This window comes from Acidovorax delafieldii (assembly GCF_007993815.1).
Classification (GTDB): Bacteria; Pseudomonadota; Gammaproteobacteria; order Burkholderiales; family Burkholderiaceae_C; genus Acidovorax; species Acidovorax delafieldii.
Map to the genome: position 1 here is coordinate 89,582 of NZ_VJWE01000001.1, position 15,987 is coordinate 105,568.

15 protein-coding genes are annotated in these 15,987 nt (G+C 65.4%); 12 read left to right on the forward strand and 3 right to left on the reverse strand.

Annotated features, from left to right (window positions below; genetic code table 11):
- Positions 1-446: 446 nt before the first annotated feature.
- Together flhD and flhC are read left to right on the forward strand one after the other, a co-directional pair.
- Complete coding sequence (gene flhD / locus ATF69_RS00415) at positions 447-773, forward strand: flagellar transcriptional regulator FlhD (RefSeq protein ID WP_015015270.1); 327 nt, start codon at positions 447-449, stop codon at positions 771-773.
- Between the two features lie 44 nt (positions 774-817).
- Positions 818-1,381: a flagellar transcriptional regulator FlhC gene (flhC, locus tag ATF69_RS00420; RefSeq protein ID WP_015015271.1), complete on the forward strand. Its 564-nt coding sequence runs from the start codon at positions 818-820 to the stop codon at positions 1,379-1,381.
- Between the two features lie 170 nt (positions 1,382-1,551).
- On the opposite strand, the gene ATF69_RS00425 is transcribed toward flhC, so the two are convergent.
- Complete coding sequence (locus ATF69_RS00425; protein ID WP_146869542.1) at positions 1,552-2,133, reverse strand: FlgO family outer membrane protein; 582 nt, start codon at positions 2,131-2,133, stop codon at positions 1,552-1,554.
- Complete coding sequence (locus tag ATF69_RS00430; protein ID WP_146869543.1) at positions 2,130-2,864, reverse strand: hypothetical protein; 735 nt, start codon at positions 2,862-2,864, stop codon at positions 2,130-2,132. Before ATF69_RS00430 ends, ATF69_RS00425 begins: the two co-directional genes overlap by 4 nt.
- 140 nt (positions 2,865-3,004) lie before the next feature.
- Between ATF69_RS00430 and ATF69_RS00435 the strand changes: the two genes are divergently transcribed.
- The 3 genes from ATF69_RS00435 to ATF69_RS00445 all read left to right on the forward strand — a co-directional run bounded on the left by ATF69_RS00435 (position 3,005) and on the right by ATF69_RS00445 (position 6,232).
- Complete coding sequence (locus ATF69_RS00435) at positions 3,005-4,252, forward strand: spherulation-specific family 4 protein (protein ID WP_146869544.1); 1,248 nt, start codon at positions 3,005-3,007, stop codon at positions 4,250-4,252.
- Positions 4,253-4,490: 238 nt separating this feature from the next.
- Positions 4,491-5,588 carry an AI-2E family transporter gene (locus ATF69_RS00440; RefSeq protein ID WP_146869545.1) on the forward strand — a complete coding sequence of 366 codons (1,098 nt, stop codon included), beginning with the start codon at positions 4,491-4,493 and terminating at the stop codon, positions 5,586-5,588.
- A 350-nt stretch (positions 5,589-5,938) separates the two neighbouring features.
- Positions 5,939-6,232, forward strand: coding sequence for a DUF4148 domain-containing protein (locus ATF69_RS00445; protein WP_146869546.1), 294 nt, complete (start codon positions 5,939-5,941; stop codon positions 6,230-6,232).
- A gap of 207 nt (positions 6,233-6,439) precedes the next feature.
- Here ATF69_RS00445 and ppc read toward each other — a convergent pair whose 3' ends face one another.
- A complete protein-coding gene (gene ppc, locus ATF69_RS00450; protein WP_146869547.1) occupies positions 6,440-9,229 on the reverse strand; it encodes a phosphoenolpyruvate carboxylase in 2,790 nt (929 codons plus the stop codon).
- A 128-nt stretch (positions 9,230-9,357) separates the two neighbouring features.
- Here ppc and hemC point away from each other — a divergent pair, with 128 nt between their 5' ends.
- From hemC to ATF69_RS00485, 7 genes are all read left to right on the forward strand, one after another.
- Positions 9,358-10,290: a hydroxymethylbilane synthase gene (gene hemC, locus ATF69_RS00455; protein WP_146869548.1), complete on the forward strand. Its 933-nt coding sequence runs from the start codon at positions 9,358-9,360 to the stop codon at positions 10,288-10,290.
- A gap of 1 nt (position 10,291) precedes the next feature.
- Positions 10,292-11,119, forward strand: a complete 828-nt coding sequence (locus tag ATF69_RS00460) for a uroporphyrinogen-III synthase (RefSeq protein ID WP_146869549.1) — start codon at positions 10,292-10,294, stop codon at positions 11,117-11,119.
- Positions 11,116-12,225, forward strand: coding sequence for a uroporphyrinogen-III C-methyltransferase (locus tag ATF69_RS00465; protein ID WP_146869550.1), 1,110 nt, complete (start codon positions 11,116-11,118; stop codon positions 12,223-12,225). Before ATF69_RS00460 ends, ATF69_RS00465 begins: the two co-directional genes overlap by 4 nt.
- Positions 12,226-12,229: 4 nt before the next feature.
- The gene (locus ATF69_RS00470) at positions 12,230-13,507 is read left to right on the forward strand and encodes a heme biosynthesis protein HemY (protein ID WP_056066830.1); all 1,278 of its coding nucleotides are present in this window, start codon (positions 12,230-12,232) and stop codon (positions 13,505-13,507) included.
- Between the two features lie 383 nt (positions 13,508-13,890).
- Entirely contained in the window at positions 13,891-14,463 is a 573-nt protein-coding gene (locus ATF69_RS00475) for a cytochrome b (RefSeq protein ID WP_056748240.1), read from the forward strand.
- Between the two features lie 118 nt (positions 14,464-14,581).
- Positions 14,582-15,157 carry a YceI family protein gene (locus tag ATF69_RS00480; RefSeq protein ID WP_056748242.1) on the forward strand — a complete coding sequence of 192 codons (576 nt, stop codon included), beginning with the start codon at positions 14,582-14,584 and terminating at the stop codon, positions 15,155-15,157.
- Between the two features lie 87 nt (positions 15,158-15,244).
- Entirely contained in the window at positions 15,245-15,820 is a 576-nt protein-coding gene (locus tag ATF69_RS00485) for a YceI family protein (protein ID WP_146869551.1), read from the forward strand.
- Positions 15,821-15,987 lie beyond the last annotated feature (167 nt).

Sequence of the window (15,987 nt, forward strand, 5' to 3'; positions counted from 1 at the left end):
TGCCCGAAGGGTTGGAGTGAAATCGGGCGATTGGACGCCCCGGCCGCTTGCATGGGCATAAGCCCATGCGGCGCATCCGAAGCATCCACTCATCCCGATTGCACTCCAACGCGGCCCTGAAAAGACCGTGAACACGTTCTAGCGAACGCCGCCGGTTGCAAAAGCGCAAAAAAGATGGTTTTGCAGGCGCTATCAAAACCATGAGCAGAATTCGGGGACCGGTGCCTGCCAACGCAGCAGATGCACCCCTCTTGAAAGCCAGCAGACGCCTGATCTGCTTGTAGGGCAAATTCCTACACAGCCCACCGCGAAACCAGACACGCGGCACAGCCAAACCCCGACTTAATTTCTGATTGGGGCGGTTTCACAATCCATTTCAACGGATCACGCAAAACCTGCAGTCAGCAGGCCACGCAAGACCCGGTACTGGAAAAAAGGAAGCCGCCATGACCAACGAACAAATCCTCGCTGAAATCCGCGAAGCCAACCTCACCTACCTGATGCTGGCCCAAACCCTGATCCGTCAGGACAAGGCCGAAGCGGTTTTCCGTCTGGGCATGAACGAGGAGTCTGCCGATATTCTCGCTTCGCTGTCGGCAGCGCAAGTGATGAAACTGGCCTCCCGCAACACGCTACTTTGCAGCTTCCGCGTGGACGACAACCTGGTGTGGAGCTTGCTGACCAACCACTCGGCCAAGAAGGTGGGCAACGACGCCACCAACACCCTGCACGCCAACATCCTGATGGCCAGCCGCGTGTCGGAAGTGCTCTGAAGCACTAGCCCGCAGCGTTGTCCCGTTCTCACCGAAAGCCCGCCATGTCCTCCACCACCACCGCCGCCGCCAAAGCCCCTGTCAAAAGCGTTCTGAATGAATCCAAGCAGATCGAACGCGCAGCCATGCTGATCCAGATGGGCGCCCGCATGCAGGTGCTGGAGTCCGAGACCACGCTGTCGTATGAGCGCCTGATCCGCCTGTACAAGGAGATCGCGGGCAAGTCGCCCTCCAAAGGCCAGCTGCCCTTCTCCACCGACTGGTTCCTGACCTGGCAAGAGAACATCCACAGCTCGCTGTTTTTGAACATCTACGAGTACCTGTCCAAGGGCGTGGACCTGGATTCGGTGGAGCTGCTGACCAAGGCCTACCGCCTGTACAACGAACAAGTCGCCACGGCCGAGATCGAACCACTGCTGTCCTTCACCCGCGCCTGGCGCCTGGTGAAATTCGTGGACGCCGGCATGTTGACCCGCACCAAGTGCAGCCAGTGCAGCGGCCAGTTCGTGACCGAGCTGTACGAAAACCGCCATTTCACCTGCGGCCTGTGCAACCCGCCCGCCCGTGCCGGCAAGAGCAAGACCGCCGGCGCGCTGATGCTGCATTGACACCTTGGCGTGATTTTTGAGCGCAAAGCGCCCGATGCGCTAGTGCATATTGCCGCTCTAGCTATTGATTAGATAGCAAACAAATAAGGCCCTATTCGGGGCCTTTTTGCTGTCTGCTTTCTGCTGTCTGCCGATGGAATGTGGTGCGAGGGAGAACGCCGAGCCACCCATCAACGCCCCGCAAGCAAGGTGCGCACGTTCTCGTCCACGGGCACCGCATAGTTGTGCGCCGCAATCACATGGTTGCCCACCGGGTTCACCAGCTTAAGGCTGATGTACACCACCGAGGCCGACACCGCGTACGTGCCCACGACTACGGCCTGCGCGTTCTGCGCCTGGCTGACCTCCCGCACCTCGCGCGACAGCAGCAACTCGCCCTGTTCGCGGTGCAGCACCAGGTTGTCGCGCAGCTTCACCTCCGTCACGCGCAGCCCACGCTGCACCATGCGCCCCGCGATCTGCTCCGAAAAGATGCGCCCCAGCCGCGACGACTCGTTGAGCCGGTCCACATTGACCAGGGTGGCCACCAACAGCGGCTGGCTCGCGTCCAGCGGCGCGTTGAGCAGCAAGGCATCCGTTGCCCGGTCGTTCACCTCGATCAGGTCGGTGCGCGACACGCCACCCGCACTGTTGCCGTAGTAATAGCTGTGGACCGGGTTGGTCGAGCAGCCCTGCACCGCCAGGGCCGACACCACCACCATGCCCAAGCACCACGCGGACCTGAGCTTGCCGGGATGGAAACGGCGCATCATGGTGCCACCACCCGCCAGGTTTTAACGGGGGTGGGTGGGGGTGCGGGCACCAAGACCTCTGGCTGGTACAGCGCAGCATCTTCCCGCTCGATGTAATACAGGTCTGCGGAACCAGCCAAATAACGGTCACGGCTCTTGAGTGTCGTAGTGATCAGAACTTCAGTCCGCGTAGGCCCTCCCGCTGCGGCACCTTGCGTATACAGATGGGCCATGTCCAATGCCAAGCCCGCTCCCACCCCCAGTGCTGTCGCAACGCCTGGGAGCAAAGTGCGATCCGAATAGTGCACCTTCCAGTCACGCCATACCCCCACGCCGGTCCCGATGAGGGTCCCAGCGATCGGGACAGGGAAATTGGGCGGAACACCGGCCAGGTGTTGAACCACCTGGGTCTGCACCTCCAGCTCCACCGCAGTAGGAACCGTGGAAAGGACAACGCCGCGGTTCAACAAATGCACTGTCAGCAGTTTGAGGAAACCCGCGTTGAAGCTGGATTTGTCCGCCACCGTCACGTGAATGGGGTACTCGCCTGCAGGCCAGGACGCGATCTTCTCGGCAACTCGCCCAGCCACATCCCCAGCCAGCACATCCCAGTGGTGCACGGCGCGGGCCTTTTTCTGGCCAGTAGCAGGATAGTTGTCGGCGCGTGGCACGTCCAGGGTGCCGCAGCCAGCCAGCAGCGTTGCTGCCAGCAACGGCACAACGGTCGAAATGCGCAGGAGGGAAGATCGCATGGAGCCATGTTAGTGGCGCCAGCCATCCGTGATCGGCACAACAAAGCCGTCTTTCCCCACCTTAAGCCGCGATTTCAGCGCTTGGTGACGCCACTACAAGCACTCACAATAGCCGTACACCCAATAAACCCCGGAAGACCATGCACACCAAGAACACGACACAACGCCTCGCGTCCCTGCTGGCCTTGACCGCCGCGCTGGCTGGCTGCGGCGGCGGATCGGACAAAACTGCCACGCCCGCGCCGCCTGCACCGCCACCTCCGCCTGCTGCGGCCCCCGTCAGCGTGAGTTTCGTGCTGTCCGCCAACAACGTGCTTGAACCCAGCAGCTCGGAGCCTCTGTCCGTCAATGTCTCTACGAACGGCAGCGCCGCGCCAAACGGCACCGCTGCCACCTTCGCCGTGAACCCCAGCACTGCCGGCACCCTGGCCCCTGTGGCACCCACAACGGTTGGTGGTGTCGCCAGCACCACCTTGACGGTCAGCAGCCTGCCGCCCACCGCGACATTTCAGGTGACAGCCACTGCCACCAGCAGCGCCAACTCGGCCAGTGACAGCCTGACGTACTATGTGCGCCCCGCTCACAAGCCGCTGCAGGTGTTGGTCCCCGCCTATTTCACGGCCACCGGTACATCGTCCCCTTGGGCCACGCTGACGAGCGGAGCGACCAGCTATCCCGATGTCCAGATCAACGTCATCGCCAGCACCAACAGCGGCATCCTGACAGCTTCCACCAAGGAAGACACCGACCTCACCACCGCAGTCAAAGCCTTCAGGGCGGTGTCAGGCACCAGCAACCGCGTGATCGGGTATGTGGCAACCTCATCGAGCAGCGGCGGCACGCTCTCCGTCGCCGACGTCAAGGCCACCATCGACAACTACATCAGGCTCTATCCCAAACTGCTTGATGGCTTTTTTCTGGACGGCATGGCCACCGACAGCGCGCGGGTCGCTTACTTCCAGGACATCTACAACTACGTCAAGGGATTGACCTCGGGCATGAGTACGGGTGCCAGCGCTCCGGGCACCCCTCTCCTGGTTGGCAATCCTGGCACCTACCCTGTCCCGGCCTACGCCGCGGTTGCTGACACTCTGGTGACCTACGCAGGCAATTCAGCCGCGTACCAGAACGTGGATCCACAGCCGTCGAGCACCTGGGTCTATGCCAAGGCCAACACAGCGCAAGCGATGCTGGTGCACTCGGCCAGCACCTGCACCGAGATGCAAGCAGCCGTGAAGAATGCGAACCGCCCACGCCTGAACACGGGCATGGTGTACGCCACCAACCTGGCTATCGGAGCCCCATGGTCGGCCCTGCCCACCTACTGGCCACAGTTGCTGGGCACCGTAGATGCCCTCAACAAGGAACGCACCTTGCCGCTCTGCTGAGGACCGTGGGCCATGCCGTACCAAGCGCTGAACGCCTACATGCATTGTTTGTAGGCCCCCTCACAATCGGCGCATGACGACTGAGCCCACTTCCACGCCCTCCTCGCAAACTCCCCTGGAGGAGGGGCAAGCAACAGCCGCGTCGGCAGCAGACGCTGCACCCCGCCAGGACTCCGATGCCCCTGAAATAGCAGGGTACGCCCCGGCAGCCGGTCCGGCGTCCCACGCAGCCCCTCTCATGCTCCACATGCCCGTGGACGTGCGCAACCTCTCCCTCGCGTTGCTGGCACTGTTCGCCAGCGTCGCGCTGCTGCACTGGGCCAGTGCGGTGTTCATCCCGATCATGCTGAGCTTGTTGCTGACCATTGCGCTGCGGCCAGCGGTGGAGATGATGGCCCGGCGGCATGTGCCGCGGGCGCTGGGGGCGGGCTTGTTGCTGGTGGCCATCGTCGCCGGGCTGGCCAGCACGGCCTGGTCGCTCAGCGACGGGGCGGCCCAACTGGTGGACTCGGTCCCTGTCGCCGCCAAGAAGGTCCGCGACAACCTCAAGGCACGCGCGGGTGGCAGCAGTCCGCTGGACACTGTGCAGAAGGCGGCCACCCAGATCGAGCAGGCCGCCAACGAAAACAGCGCCGCCAGCGCAGCGCCCCGCCGGGGCGTGCAGCGGGTGATCGTGGAGCGCCCGCCCTTCAACATCCGCGACTACCTGTGGAGCGGCACCATGGGCCTGATGTCGGCGCTGGGGCAGCTGATGGTGGTGGTGTTCCTGACCTACTTCGCCCTCGCCTCGGGCAACCTGTTTCGCGACAAGCTGCTGCGCATTGCGGGCACCAGCCTGGAGCGGCGCAAGGTCACCATCCATGTGCTGCAGGACATCACCCAGCAGATACAGCGTTATCTGCTGCTGCAGGTGTTCACCAGCGTGCTGGTCGGCCTGGCCACCGGCGCGGCCTATTGGGCATTGGGGCTGGAAAACGCCGCCGTATGGGGGGTGGTGGCCGCCGTGCTCAACCTCGCGCCATACATCGGCTCGGCGCTGGTCACGGGGGCCTCGGCCCTGGTGGCTTTCTTGCAGTTTGGCACGCTCGACATGGCCATGGCCATTGGCGGTGCCTCGCTGGTCATCCACACGCTGATCGGCAACCTGCTGACCCCCTGGCTCACCAGCCGCACCAGCAGCATGAGCCCCGTGGCCGTGTTCATCAGCGTGCTGGCCTGGGGCTGGCTGTGGGGCCTGTGGGGACTGCTGCTGGGCATCCCGGTGATGATGGCCGTGAAGGCCGTGTGCGACCGGGTGGAAGACCTGAAGGCCGTGGGCGAGTTGCTGGGCGACTGAGCGACTTGGCCACCGAGCGACGCAGCGTCTGCCACTGACGCCGTCACTGCGGCTCGGGCCGTCTGGATCTCCGCACCTTTCCACACGTGGACTCTGGCCTCGCACCAGAGATGCAGCTCCCCGAATTCCCGAACACCAGAGCGCAACTGCGCCACCCAACTGTCGTTGGTGATTGTTTCCAATACTGGAACAGTTAGTTTGCGACTGGGTGGTTTTTCTCTGAACACCATCGGCGTACAGTTCATCCCATCGATGAGCCGAACCCGCAAGGCGACTCACCGAACCCGGTTCAGAAATGGTTTTTGACCCGGCTTTTTTGAGACGCTTTTTAACTTTCAAGGATTTTCATCATGAACAAGACCGCCCGTTTCCTCTCCGTCGCTGCTGTTGCCGCTTTCGCCGCTTTTGGTGCCCATGCTGACGAAGCCGATGGCTCGCAATTTGCCCTGAAGTTCGACACGAGCCGCACCCGCGCTGAAGTGGCTACCGAAGCTGCCACCGTGGCACAAACACGCAGCATCGAGCCAGCAGGTTCGCGTGTGGTGACCTACAAGTCCACCGCTGACCGCGCTGCCGTTCGTGCACAGGCTGCTGAAGCCGTGCGCACCGGCCAAATCCCTTCGGGCGAATTCAGCGCCATGTAATTCCATGGATTGATTGACACAGTTGCGGGACTTCCCATGGTGGTGGCACTTCGCGCAGTGCGGATGCTGCTGCCATGGGAGGTGTTTTAGACACGCAGTTCCACACTGGCCAAACAAACTGGGCTCCCATTGGGAGCCCTTTTTGTTGTGGGTGCCCGCGATGGCAGCAGGCCGGAAAGTGCGGGTTCGGACCGCTGTGCCCGCAGATCAGCCCGTATTGCGCAGCCCCGCTGCAATCCCGTTGATGGAGATGTGAATCCCGGTCTGCACCCGCTCGTCGCCCTGCCCTGCGCGCCAGCGGCGCACCAGCTCGACCTGCAAGTGGTGCAGCGGATCGATGTACGGGAAGCGGTGCTTGATGGACCGCGCCAGCGCCGTGTTGTGCGTCAGGCGCTGCTTGTCGCCCGTGATGCGGGTGAGTGCATCGGCCGTGCGGTGCCACTCGGCCTCGATGCTGGTGAACACCTTTTTGCGCAGACGCGCGTCGGTCACGAGTTCGCTGTAGCGTGACGCCAGGGCCAGATCACTCTTGGCCAGCACCATGTCCATGTTGGACAGCAGGGTGCGGAAGAACGGCCACTGGCGGTACATCTTCTGCAGCAGCGCCAGCTGGGCCTTGGGGTCCTTGCCTTCGGTGTTGATGAAGGCTTCCACCGCCGAGCCAAAGCCGAACCAGCCGGGCAGCGTGAGGCGGCACTGGCCCCAGCTGAAGCCCCAGGGGATGGCGCGCAGGTCTTCGATCTTCTGGCTGGCCTTGCGGCTGGCAGGGCGCGAGCCGATGTTGAGTTCGGCGATCTCGCGGATGGGCGTGGAGTTGAAGAAGTAGTCGGTGAAGCCCGGGGTCTCGTACACCAGCGCACGGTAGCTGCCCATGCTGGCCAGCGAGAGCTGCGCAGCAGCATCCAAAAACGCCTTGGTTGCGGGCTTGGTGGGCTGCAGCAGGGTGGCTTCGAGCGTGGCGGCAACGAGCGTTTCCAAATTGCGCCGGCCGATCTCGGGGTTGGCGTATTTCGAGGCAATGACCTCGCCCTGCTCCGTCAGACGGATCTGGCCGCGCACGGTGCCGGGCGGCTGCGCCAGAATGGCCTGGTAGCTGGGGCCACCGCCACGGCCCACGGTGCCGCCCCGGCCATGGAACATGCGCAGCTGGATGCCGTGGGTGGTGGCGAGTTCATCGAAGAGTTCGACGAGGGCGATCTCGGCGCGGTACAACTCCCAGTTGCTGGTGAAGATGCCGCCATCCTTGTTGCTGTCGCTGTAGCCCAGCATGATGTCCTGCTCGCCGCCGCTGCGCTGCACCAGCGCGGCCACGCCGGGCAGGCTGTAGAACTCGCGCATGATGGGCGCGGCATTGCGCAGGTCTTCGATGGTTTCGAACAGGGGCACCACGATAAGGTGGTTCTTCGACTCGGCATCCAGCGTGCCGTTCATCAGCCCCACTTCCTTTTGCAGCAGCAGCACTTCGAGCAGGTCGCTCACCGTTTCGGTGTGGCTGATGATGTAGTGGCGGATGGCCTCGTGGCCAAAGCGCTCGCGCATCACACGGGCAGTTTCAAAAATGGCCAGCTCGCCTTGGGCGTGGGCCGAATATTCCGCGCCCACCACGCGCAGCGGACGCGCGTCGTTCAGCAGCTTGATCAGCAGTGCGCGCTTGGCGGCCTCTTGCAGGTTGGCATAGTTGGGCTCGATACGGGCCTTGGCCAGCAGCTCGGCCACAACCTCTTCGTGCTTGTCGGAGCTTTGGCGCAGGTCCACCGTGGCCAGGTGGAAGCCAAACACTTGCACCGCGCGGATCAGCGGGTGCAGTCGCTCGGCAGCCAAGGCCTGGCCATGGTGAGACTGCAGCGAGGCCTCGATCACCCGAAGGTCGGCCAGGAACTCCTCGGCGCTGGCATAGGCGTTTTGTGGCGCCACCGCATGGCGCGCGGCTTCGCCACCGGTCAGATCCTTGAGCGATGCTGCAAGGCGCGCATAGATGCCAGTCAGCGCACGGCGGTAGGGCTCGTCCACGCGGTGTTCGTTCGTGTCGGGCGAGCGCTGGGCCAGGGCCTCCATCTCGGCGGACACCTGCACCAGGCGGGCCGACAGCGACAGCTCGCCGCCCAGGTAGTGCACTTCCGTAAGGTAGTGGCGCAACGCCACCTCGGCCTGGCGGCCCAGGGCGTATTGCAAGGTCTGCGCGGTCACATTGGGGTTGCCATCGCGGTCGCCGCCAATCCACTGGCCCATGCGCAAGAAGCTGTGCACGGGGTACTGACCGAGTTCGCTTTCGAGGTCGGCGTAGATCTTGGGGATCTCGCGCAGGAAGGTCGCTTCGTAATACGACAGCGCGTTCTCGATCTCGTCGGCCACGGTGAGCTTGCTGTAGCGCAGCAGGCGCGTCTGCCACAACTGCGCCACACGGGCCCGCAGCAGGGCTTCGTTGGCAGCCAGCTCGCGCGGGGTGAGCGCGTCCTTGGCACTGTTGTAGAGCTGGGCGCGCACCTGGATGTCGTCGCGCGTGGCCAGCAACTGGGCGATGTCTCGCTCGGCGTCCAGAATGCTCTTGCGCTGCACCTCGGTGGGATGGGCCGTGAGCACGGGGGCCACGTAGCTGCCCGCCAGCGTCTGCGAAATCGTCTTGGGCGCAATGCCAGCCCAGCGCAGGCGCGACAGGGCGACCTCGATGCTACCCTCTTGCGTGTCGCCTGCGCGCTCGTGCACAGCGCGGCGGCGGATGTGGTGGCGGTCTTCGGCCAGGTTGGCCAGGTGGCTGAAATAGGTGAAGGCGCGGATCACGCTCACCGTCTGGTCGCCCGACAGGGACTTGAGCAGCTTCTTGAGCGCGCGGTCGGCCTCCTGGTCGGCGTCGCGGCGGAAGGCCACGGAGAGCTTGCGGACCTGCTCGACCAGCTCATAAGCCTCCACCCCCTCCTGCTCCCGGATCACGTCGCCCAGAATGCGGCCCAGCAGGCGGATGTCATCAATCAGGGGCTGGTCCTTGTCGGATCGTTTCATGCAGGAGTCTCCGGGATGGGTGGGATGGCCTGGCGCGTTGAGCCCGCATGGCCGCAGGCCGCACCAGCCCCAGTGCGGGCGCATGCTAGCATCCTGCGCCGCTGAATAATTACAAACAGGTTACGAACTTGAGCCCCTCGCCAACGCCCCCCATCGTCATCGCCACCCGCGAAAGTCGCCTTGCGCTGTGGCAGGCCGAGCATGTCAAAGCGCTGCTCGAAGCCCGTGGCCACAGCGTGCAACTGCTGGGCATGACCACCAAGGGCGACCAGATTCTGGACAAGTCCCTCAGCAAGGTGGGCGGCAAGGGCCTGTTTGTGAAAGAGCTGGAAGTGGCGCTGGAAGAAGGCCGCGCCCACATTGCCGTGCATTCGCTCAAGGACGTGCCCATGGAGCTGCCCGAGGGCTTTGCCCTGGCCTGCGTGATGGAGCGCGAAGACCCGCGCGATGCCTTTGTCTCCCCCCGCTACGAGAACCTGGACGCCCTGCCGCAGTGTGCCGTGGTGGGCACGTCGAGCCTGCGCCGCCAGGTGCTGCTGCAGGCTCTGCGGCCTGACCTGAAGATCGAGCCCCTGCGCGGCAACCTCGACACCCGCCTGCGCAAGCTGGACGAAGGCCAGTACGACGCCATCGTGCTGGCCGCCGCAGGCCTCAAGCGCCTGGGGCTGGAAGCCCGCATCCGCACCACGTTCGAGCCCAGCGCCATGCTGCCCGCTGCAGGCCAGGGCGCGCTGGGCATCGAGGTGCGCAGCGACCGGCAAGACCTGATCGACGCGCTGGCACCGCTGGCCCACCAGACCACCTGGCTGACCGTGGCCGCAGAGCGCGCCGTGAGCCGCGCCATGGGGGGCAGCTGCTCGATGCCCCTGGCAGCGCACGGCACCTTCACCCACGGCGTGCTGCAGCTGGACGCCGCCTGGGGCGACCCCGAGGACAAAGCCCCGCTGGTGCGCGCCCAGGCCTCTGCCCCGGTCACCACACTGGCGCAGGCAGAAGCCCTGGGCGACGCGATCGCGCAGCGCCTGCGTGCTGGGGGTGCGCGCGGCATCACCCCGGCCTGAGATGGGCACCTCAGCGCCCCGGGTCATCGTCACACGCCCTGCCCGCGAAGCGGCGCATTGGGTGGCGCAACTGGGCGCACACGGCATTGAGGCCGTGGCACTGCCCCTGATTGCGATTGGTCCCTGCACGGACACCACCATGAAACAGGCGCTGGACTTGGCCCGCGCCAACGTCGGCACCTACCGCGCTCTGATGTTTGTCAGTGGCAACGCCGTGGCGCACTTCTTTGAGCCAAATCACCCTGTAGCGCTGGATATTCATGCCCTGGCAGCTACAAAAACAAGAGCATGGGCGCCCGGCCCAGGCACCACCCGCGCGCTGGAGCAGGCCGGCGTGCCGTCCAACGCCATCGACGGGCCCGCGCCCGATGCACCGCAGTTCGACTCCGAGGCTCTGTGGCAGCAGGTGGCCCCCCAGGTGCGGCCTGGCGACCGCGTGCTGATCGTGCGCGGTCGCTCCGCCACGCCGCAGGACGCACACGAATCGCCCCAGGGCAATGGCCGCGAGTGGCTGGCCCAGCAGATCGAGGCGCGGGGCGGTCACGTGGAGTTTGTGGTGGCCTACCAACGCGGCGCGCCCCGCTTCACGGCCCAGGAGGTGGCGCTGGCGCAACAGGCGGCGCACGACGGCGCTGTCTGGCTGCTGAGCAGCTCCGAGGCGGTGGCCCACCTGGCCGAGGCCCTGCCCGGCCAATACTGGGGCGCAGCACAGGCGCTGACCACCCACCCGCGCATCGCCGAAGCAGCCCGCGCAGCGGGCTTTGGCACCGTGCGGGAATGCCGTCCGGCGCTGGAAGACGTGGTGGCCTCGATAGAATCGGCCGCATGAGTTCTGCGCCCCCCGACGATCTGCCCTCCACGCCCCCTGCAGCCGCTGTGGGCGCGCCAGCAGTGAGCCCGGCCCCCTCGGCCGCTGCCACCGGCCGCAGTGGCGCCATGACCTTGCTGTTGGGCACCGTGGCGGTGGCCGCATTGGTCAGCAGCGGCCTGCTGTGGCAAAAGCTCAGCGCCATCCAGGAACAACTGGCCCGGCAGTCCGCCGATTCGGGCGCCCTGGCCATCGAAGCCCGCACCATGGCCCGCCAGGCCGAAGAGTTGGTGCGCGACACGGCGGCTCGCCTCTCAGTGGCGGAGGCCCGCGTGAGCGAGGTTGCCCTGCAGCGCAGCCAGCTCGAAGAACTCATGCAAAGCCTGTCGCGTTCGCGCGATGAAAACCTGGTGGTGGACATTGAGTCGGCCATCCGCCTGGCGCAGCAACAGGCCCAGCTCACCGGCAGCCTGGAGCCGCTGGTGGCAGCGCTCAAAAGCGCCAACCAACGCATCGAGCGCTCTGCGCAGCCCCGCCTGGCCCCCGTGCAGCGCGCCATCGGCCGCGACCTGGACCGCCTGACCCGCGCCACCGTGACCGACACCGCCGGCCTGCTGGCCCGCCTGGACGACCTGGTGCGCCAGGTGGACGACCTGCCCGTGCTCAATGCCGTGGCCCAGGCCGCCTCAACCAAGCGCCTGTCCGCCGGCACCGCAGCCCCTGGCAGTGCCCCCGCCCCCACCGAGGGCCTGGCCTGGTGGCAAGCGGCCCTGCAGCGCAGCTGGGAGGTGGTACGCGACGAGGCCCGCAGCCTGGTGCGCGTGAGCCGCATCGACCAGCCCGAAGCCATCTTGCTGGCCCCTGAGCAGACCTTCTTTTTGCGCGAGAACCTCAAGTTCAAGCTGCTCAATGCACGCCTGGGCATCCTGGCACGCCAGTTCGAGTCGGCCCGTGCCGACCTGACCGCGGCCACCGCAGCGCTCAACAAGTATTTCGACCCCGCATCGCGCCGCACCCAGAACGTGGCCTCCACCCTGCAGCAGGCCCAGGCCAGCATGAAGGCGGCCGAGCTGCCGCGCCTGGACGAAACCCTGTCGGCCCTGGCCACCGCCGCTGCGGGACGTTGACAATATGCGCGCTGCACTCTGGCTTTTGGCGTTGTTTGGCGTGGCGGTGGCGGCCGCGCTGTTTGCGGGCAACAACCAGGGCACCGTCACCCTGTACTGGCCGCCTTACCGCATCGACTTGTCGCTCAACATGGTGGTATTGCTGCTGGTGGGCGGTTTTGTCACCGTTTATGCGGCGCTGCGGGCCCTGGCGGCGCTGCTGGCGTTACCGCACCAGGCACGCCGCTGGCGCGTGCAGCAAAAAGAGCGTGCCATGCACGGCGCACTGCTCGACGCGTTGACCCACATGCTGGGCGGCCGGTTCATCCGCTCGCGCAAGGCCGCTGTGGCCGCGCTGTCGCAAGAACACGCGCTGGAGGCCAGCGGCGAGGCCGTGCCCCACGGCAAGCAGCTGCGCGCGCTGGCCCACATGATCGCCGCCGAGGCGTCACACGCCCTGCAAGACCGCGCCACCCGCGAAAGCCATCTGCAGGACGCACTGCAGGAAGCCCCCATGCGCGGCTCCATCAACGAGCAGGAAATGCACGAAGGCGCCCAGATGCGCGCCGCCCGCTGGTCGCTGGACGACCGCGATGCCAACGCGGCGCTCGACCGCCTGGCAGCCCTGCCCCAGGGAGCCGCGCGGCGCACCCTGGCGCTGCGCATCAAGCTCAAGGCCACCCGTCTGGCGCGCCAGACGCAAGAGGCGCTGGACACCGCACGCCTGCTGGGCAAGCACCGTGCGTTCTCACCCAATGCCGCACAGAGCATCGTGCGCGGCCTGGCCACCGAACTCATCAACAGCGCGCACGATGTCGCTCAGTTGCAGCAGATCTGGCTGTCTCTGGAGACCAGCGAGCGCAACATGCCCGAGCTGGCCATCCACGCCGCCCAGCGGCTGGCTGCACTGGGCGGCGATGCCACGCAGGTGCGTGCCTGGTTGCTGCCCGTGTGGGAACGCATGGTGGAGCTGCCCGATGCCTTGGCCGAGCAACACGCCCTCAAGCTGGTGCGTGCGCTGGAGGCGGGGCTGGATGCGCTCGACGGCCCCTGGCTGGCCCGCATCGAGTCCGCCCAGCAAGCCAACCCACGCGACGCCCGCCTGCAATACCTGGCGGGCATGGCCTGCCTCAAGCGCCAGCTGTGGGGCAAAGCCCAGCAGCTGCTGACCCAGGCAGCCCAACAGCTCAACGACGCTCCAATGCGCGCCAGCGCCTGGCGCCACGTGGCCGAACTGGCCGAGCAACGCGGCGACGACAGCGCCGCCGTCAGCGCCTGGAAACAGGCCGCGCTGGCCCGATAACCCGGGCATCGCGGGTTGCTCTGGCGCCCCGCCCCCGTACCGCCCGCCATCGCTGCACTTGATGCAGCCACGCCACCTCCTCCATTCGCCAAGGTGTCTCCACAGGGGCACCGGCGCACCAGCAAGGTCCATGCAGGCGCCACGCCGGTGCCCTGCGGATGCCAGCAAATAGCCGCTCCGCAGAAATTGCACAGCATTGGGGAACTTTGAGCGCTCAAGGCATATCGATTCAATAAATTTGAATCAAGGCATCAATCTGCCTGAAGCTGATCACAGCCAGCGCTTCCTACACTGCGCCATCGCCCAGCGCGTTGTGCCGCCAAGTCCGGCGGCCCTTGCAGCCTTCGCTCACCTCATTTTTACACCGACCTCCAGATTCGCTGATGACAGCCACTTCCACGACGACCCTCGACACCCCGCGCCGGTACACGCGCACCGCCATGCTGTTGCACTGGGTGCTGGGCCTGGCGCTGATCGCTCTGTTTGGCGTCGGCGTCTACATGGCTGACCTGCCCTTTTCGCCCCAACGGCTGAAGCTGTACAACTGGCACAAATGGGCCGGCGTGACCATCCTGGTGCTGTCGGCGCTGCGCCTGCTGTGGCGCGCCACGCACCGCCCACCGGCGCTGCCCAAGGCGATCGAGAAGACCATGCCCGGCTGGCAGAAGCTGGCACACCACGGCACCCACCACCTGCTGTACGTGCTCTTCTTCGCCGTGCCCCTGATTGGCTGGGCCTACAGCTCGGCGGCGGGGTTCCCCATCGTGTTCCTTGGCCTGTGGCAGCTGCCCGACCTTGTGCCGGTGAGCAAGGACCTGGCCGAGGCCATCAAGCCCTGGCACCAGTACACCGCGTTTGCATTGGCCGCGCTGGCGCTGCTGCACATCTCCGCAGCGCTCAAGCACCAGCTGGTCGACCGTGATGGCCTGCTGCACCGCATGCTCCCCGGGAAATAACCAGCCTCCACCTCCAGGGCGCCATGGCAACCCCTGGTGGGTACCTTGCCCACCTCAAAGGTCGCTCGCCCCCTGCGACCACCGCTTCCACCTTTTGTGAATTGAACGGAGTTTCTGCATGCATCTGTCTTCTACCTTGTCCCGCATCGTGATCGGCGCTGCCCTCGTTGCGGGCGCGCAAGCCGCCCTGGCCCAGCAGCAGCTGGTGCCCGCGCAGAGCGAGGTGCAGTTCACCGCCCGCCAGATGGGCGTGCCACTGGAAGGCCAGTTCAAGAAGTTCAGCGCCCAGGTAGCGTTTGACCCGGCCAAACTGGCCACCAGCAAGATCGCCTTCACGGTGGACACCGGCAGCGCCACGCTGGGCTCCCGCGAGACCGATGCAGAGCTGCCCAAGCCCGCGTGGTTCAACGTGCCCAAGTTCCCGCAGGCCCAGTTCGTGTCGTCCAGCATCAAGGCCCTGGGCGGCGGCAAGTTTGAAGTGGCGGGAGCGCTCACCATCAAGGGCAACAGCCAGAACGTGGTGGTGCCCGTGACGCTGACCCAGAACGGCACCACCACCACCGCCACAGGCGCGCTGCCCATCAAGCGGCTGGCCTTCAAGATTGGCGAAAACGAGTGGGCCGACACCTCCATGGTGGCCGACGACGTACAGGTCAAGTTCAAGCTCGCGCTGACCGGCATCGGCAAGCTCTGAGCGCTGCGCCCCTCTGCATTTGGCCGCCGCTGCTAGCGACCTCCCCTTTCCCTTTGTCCTTTCCTTTTTGACCCATCAGGAGTTTCCATGCGCAAGTCCCTCTTCGCCCTGGCTGTCGCCGCCACCCTGTTCGCCGGTGCTGCCCAAGCCCAATCGGCCAACTATGCCATCGACCCGACGCACACCTTTGCCTCGTTCGAGATCAGCCACTTTGGCGCCGCCGTGAACCGCGGCCGCTTCGACAAGAAGGAAGGCACCGTCCAGCTCGACAAGGCTGGCAAGTCGGGCAAGGCCGAGATCACGTTCGACGTGACCTCGGTGAACACGGGCACCCCCGCGTTTGACAAGCACCTGCAAAGCGCCGACCTGTTCGACGCTGCCAAGCACCCCACGATGAAGTTTGTCTCCAGCAAGTTCGTCTTCAACGGCGACAAGGTCGCCAGCGTCGAAGGCCAGCTCACACTGCTGGGCAAGACCGCCCCCTTGACCCTCAAGGCCAACCAGTTCAACTGCTACGACAGCCCCATGCTCAAGCGCGAAGTGTGCGGCGGCGACTTTGAAGCCACCATCGACCGCACCCAGTGGGGCATGAACTACGGCGTGGAATGGGGCTTCCCCAAGAACGTGCGCCTGGTGGTGCAGATTGAAGCCGTGAAGCAGTAAACCAGGCCGAGCGGACCTGGGGTGCAGCGGGCTGACTTGCTCCGCCCCGCCTCCGGCTGCTTGCGACCAGCCACCCGTGCGCCTTGCGCCGGGTGGCTTTTTTTTGGGGCCAGCCCGTCCTCATCTGCCAGCCCTCTGGGTATAAAAATTAACTTAACGTAAATCAA